The sequence below is a fragment of the Arthrobacter sp. H14 genome (genome assembly GCF_000520495.1).
Lineage (GTDB): Bacteria > Actinomycetota > Actinomycetes > Actinomycetales > Micrococcaceae > Arthrobacter_C.
The window spans coordinates 64,959-69,422 of the sequence record NZ_KI914704.1 but is presented as its reverse complement, the minus strand read 5'-3'; the positions used below and the strand labels follow the sequence as shown (position 1 = coordinate 69,422).

The window sequence follows — 4,464 nt, the reverse complement described above, 5'->3', positions numbered from 1 at the left end:
GTCCGCCAGTACCGTCCTGACCTGGTGCTGCTGACCGGTGATGTCCGCGCCGCCTCGCTGCTTAAGGAAGCCGTCGGCCAGGAAACCCGGCAACGGCTGGTCGATGTCCCCGGCGGGGGCCGGAACGACGGCGTCGACCGCGCGGAATTCCGGGTGCACGTCGAGGAGGCGGTGGACAACTTCATCGCCTACCGGGAGAAGGCCGCCGTCGACCGCTTCGTCGCCGAACAATCGCGCGACGGCGAATCACTCGCGGGTGCCGCCGAAGTGCGGGCGGCTTTGGAGCGCGGCCAGGTCGACGAACTGCTGGTGACCAGCGGTTCCGAACCGGATGACATCGAGGACCTCCTGTATCTGGCACTGCGCACTGATGCTGCCGTGCAGTCGCTGGATCCCGGCGAGATTGTGTTGCCGGACGGTGTCGGCGCGCTGCTGCGCTGGCGGGACGAGGCTACGCCGTCGAACGCGGTGCCCAGTCTCAGCGATGACCGCGAACGGGAGCGTAAAGCCTCTTAAGCCGGTAGGGAAACGCCGGAAACCGGCGACGACGCGGAATTGAAGGCGCCCGGGGCGGAAAGTCCCGGGCGCTGCCGCGTCCGCAACACACCGGTGCTGGCACTCGCCTTGACCGAGTGCTAATGGTCGGCATACAGTCTTTCTTGGCACTCTCACTACGAGGGTGCTAATGCCCGGAGGGGCGTTACCGGCACCGCGACGACGGTTAGCGCACCGAACGGCCCTATTGTCGAAAGTGAACAACAGTTCACTGTAAATCTCATGCAAAGGAGAGGTCCGAGTGTCGGTCTCTATTAAGCCTCTTGAGGATCGTATTGTTGTCCGCCCGCTGGAAGCGGAGCAGACCACTGCTTCCGGTCTGGTTATCCCGGACACCGCCAAGGAAAAGCCCCAGGAGGGCGAAGTTGTAGCCATCGGTCCAGGCCGCGTTGACGATAACGGCAACCGCGTCCCGATCGATGTCAATGAAGGCGATGTTGTCATCTACTCCAAGTACGGTGGCACCGAAGTCAAGTCCAGTGGCGAGGAATTTCTGGTTCTCTCGGCACGCGACGTTCTCGCCGTCGTCGTCAAGTAGAACGCTGAGTTGAACCCCGGGCGCCACGCAGGCGGCCGGGGTTTTCTCAAGTCAGTTCGAAGAAAGGAACCATTCTTATGGCAAAGCAGTTGCAGTTCGACGACGCAGCCCGGCGCGCGCTGGAAGCCGGCGTCGACAAGCTCGCCGATACGGTTAAGGTAACCCTCGGCCCGCGTGGCCGCAATGTTGTCCTCGCCAAGCAGTGGGGCGCACCCACTATCACCAACGACGGCGTCACGATCGCCCGCGAGGTCGAGCTCGATGACCCGTACGAAAACCTCGGCGCACAGCTGGCCAAGGAAGTCGCCACCAAGACCAACGACGTCGCCGGTGACGGTACGACGACGGCGACTGTGCTGGCACAGGCGCTGGTCAAGGAAGGGCTGCGCAACGTTGCAGCCGGCGCCGCTCCCGGAGCGTTGAAGCGCGGCATCGAGGCGGCAGTTGACGCCGTCGCCGCACGTCTGCTGGAAAACGCACGCGAGGTCGAAGGCAAGCAGGTTGCCGACGTCGCCGCGATTTCCGCACAGGACAAGTACATCGGTGAGTTGCTCGCCGAAGCCTTCGACAAGGTCGGCAAGGACGGCGTCATCACGGTGGAGGAGTCCTCCACGACGCAGACCGAGCTGGTCCTGACCGAAGGCATGCAGTTCGACAAGGGCTACCTCAGCCCGCACTTCGTCACCGATGCTGAGCGCCAGGAAGCCGTCCTCGAAGACGCGCTGATCCTGATCAACAGCGGCAAGATCTCCAACATGCAGGAATTCCTGCCGTTGCTGGAGAAGGCTGTGCAGGCCGGCAAGCCGCTGTTCATCATTGCCGAGGACGTTGAGGGCGAAGCGCTGTCCACGCTGGTGGTCAACAAGATCCGCGGCACGTTGAACGTGGTTGCCGTTAAGGCTCCTGGCTTCGGTGACCGCCGCAAGGCCATGCTGCAGGACATCGCCACCCTCACCGGCGGCGAGGTCGTTTCGCCTGACCTGGGTCTGAAGCTGGACCAGGTTGGCCTCGAGGTGCTGGGTTCGGCGCGCCGCGTCACCATCACCAAGGACCAGACGACGATCGTCGACGGCGCCGGTGCGGAAGAGGACGTTGCCGCACGCGTTTCGCAGATCCGCTCCGAAATTGAGCGCACCGATTCCGATTGGGATCGCGAGAAGCTGCAGGAACGTCTGGCCAAGCTGGCCGGCGGAATCGGCGTGATCAAGGTCGGTGCTGCCACCGAGGTCGAGCTGAAGGAAAAGAAGCACCGCATCGAGGACGCCGTTTCCTCCACCCGCGCCGCTCTCGAAGAGGGCATCGTGGCCGGTGGTGGCTCCGCTCTGGTGCATGCTTCCAAGGCCCTGGATGATGATCTGGGCCTCGAAGGCGACGCACTCACCGCCGTCGGACTTGTCCGCCGTGCGCTGGTCCAGCCGCTGCGCTGGATCGCCGAGAACGCGGGCCACGAGGGCTATGTCGTCGTCGACCGCGTGCGCAACCTGGAGCCGGGCAACGGTTTCAACGCGCTCACCGGCGGGTACGAGGACCTGGTTGCGGCCGGCGTCATCGACCCAGTCAAGGTCACGCGTTCGGCACTGCAGAACGCCTCGTCGATCGCCGCTCTGGTGCTCACCACCGAAACACTGGTGACTGAGAAGCCGGAAGAGGAAGAAGACGGGCACAAGCACTAAGTGCAGTAAGCGCCAAAAGGCCCCGGCCCGCAGCTGAACCAGCTGCGGGCCGGGGCCTTTGTCGTGTGCCGGGGGAGCGGCGGCAGCCTACCTGGCCGGAATCACCTCCGCCATGGCCTCGTCCGTGGGCATCATCGGAGTCGCCATCGCCCTGGCCGTGCCGTTCCTCCAGTCCGGAGCGATCGATCCCATCGGGTTCGTCGTGGCCCTGGCAATCGCCGCCACGGTCGTCGACGTCAGTCCGTTCTCGACCAACGGTGCGCTGGTGCTGGCCAACGTCGACGAGCGTGACCGGGACAAGTTCTACCGCCAGATGCTCGTGTACGCGGGGATCGTCGTCGCGGTCGGTCCCGGTATCGCCTGGCTCACAGTCCTGGTCCCCGGCTGGCTCTAGGTTCTAGGCTCTAGATAAAGGAAACTGCACGACGGCGGCAGGATTGGTCCCGGATCAACCCGCCGCCGTTTCGCGCGGAAAGGAATGATGGCAGCTCGAAAGTACCGTCCCGGTGTCCGGGCGACGGCTATGGCCGCGTTCACAACGGTGATCGCGGTCCTTCCCGTATTCCTGGTCGGCGGTCTGGCGGTCCAGCTGGAGGAAGACCTTGGCATGACGGCCACGGTGCTCGGTGCCGCCGTCGCTGTTTACTGGGCTGTGTCCGCGCTGCTCTCAACCACCGGCGGTTATGCTGCGCAACGGCTGGGCGCCCGGAAGGGCATGCTGCTGTCGACCGCTTTCGGGCTGGCGTCGCTGCTGGGTATTGCTCTGGCAACGCCACACTGGGCGTGGCTGTTCCTCTGGCTGACCATCGGAGGAGCGGCCAACGCGCTCAGCCACCCGCTCTCAAACGGTCTCATCGTCCGGGAGGTCGCCACCAGGAACCGCGCCTTCGCCTTTGGCCTAAAACAGGCGGCCATTCCGGCGGCAACATTCATTGCGGGTGTCTCGGTCCCGATCCTCGCCCTGACGGTCGGCTGGAAGTGGACGTTTGCCGCTGCGGCGGCTTTCGCCGTCGTACTCCTGCCTGCGTTGGCCCGCACCGTTCCGGAACGGCAGCGGACAGAAGCTTCGAAAACGCACACTGACCTGGCCAAGGCACCGCTGCCGCGCCGGCTGAAGTCATTCCTGATCGCGACGGCAATAGCGGCAGGAATGGGATCGGCCCAGGCGAACGCGCTCGGTGCGTTCACCGTTATTTCAGCGTCCAATGCAGGTTTTGATATCGCAACAGCGGGGCTGTTGCTGGGCTTGGGCAGCGCCGCGGGATGCCTGGCGCGGCCGCTGGTGGGGATAGCGGCCGATCGGGGAATCGGCGGATCGATGGCGACGGTGGCGCTGATGTTGGCCGTTGGCTGTGCCGGCCTGCTTGCGATGGCGTGGGGCAATTCGATCGCATTTGCCATTGGCTGCGTGCTCGCTTTCGGCTTCGGCTGGGGGTGGAATGGACTGGTGCATTACGTCGTCTCGCACCGCTCCCACCCGTTTACGGCCAGGGCCACGGGCATAACCCAGAGTGGGACGTACATTGGCGGAACGGTCGGGCCGTTTGGTTTTGGGTTCGCCTATGCGGCCTTTGGTCCGACGGCGGCCTGGACGATGGCGGCTTCGGTCGCGGCCATGGGGGCGCTCGCGGCACTGGTCGCCTACAGGCTGGAGAAAAGCCTGGCCCGTGAGCAGCTGCGAGTGGCTGGCGAGCCTGC

General features: G+C 64.8%; 5 protein-coding genes. All 5 read left to right on the top strand.

Annotation, left to right across the window (positions count from 1 at the left end):
- On the top strand, window positions 1-516 hold a 516-nt coding region (locus Y707_RS28280), incomplete at its 5' end, for a baeRF2 domain-containing protein (RefSeq protein ID WP_035783096.1).
- A gap of 280 nt (window positions 517-796) precedes the next feature.
- A complete protein-coding gene (groES, locus tag Y707_RS0121285; RefSeq protein WP_026536540.1) occupies window positions 797-1,093 on the top strand; it encodes a co-chaperone GroES in 297 nt (98 codons plus the stop codon).
- 77 nt (window positions 1,094-1,170) lie between these two features.
- Window positions 1,171-2,766, top strand: a complete 1,596-nt coding sequence (gene groL, locus Y707_RS0121280) for a chaperonin GroEL (protein WP_026536539.1) — start codon at window positions 1,171-1,173, stop codon at window positions 2,764-2,766.
- A 112-nt stretch (window positions 2,767-2,878) separates the two neighbouring features.
- Window positions 2,879-3,160 (top strand): hypothetical protein, encoded by a 282-nt coding sequence (locus Y707_RS0121275; RefSeq protein ID WP_026536538.1) that lies wholly within the window; start codon window positions 2,879-2,881, stop codon window positions 3,158-3,160.
- Window positions 3,161-3,247: 87 nt separating this feature from the next.
- The coding region (locus Y707_RS28275; RefSeq protein WP_162150262.1) for an MFS transporter at window positions 3,248-4,464 on the top strand (1,217 nt) is incomplete at its 3' end.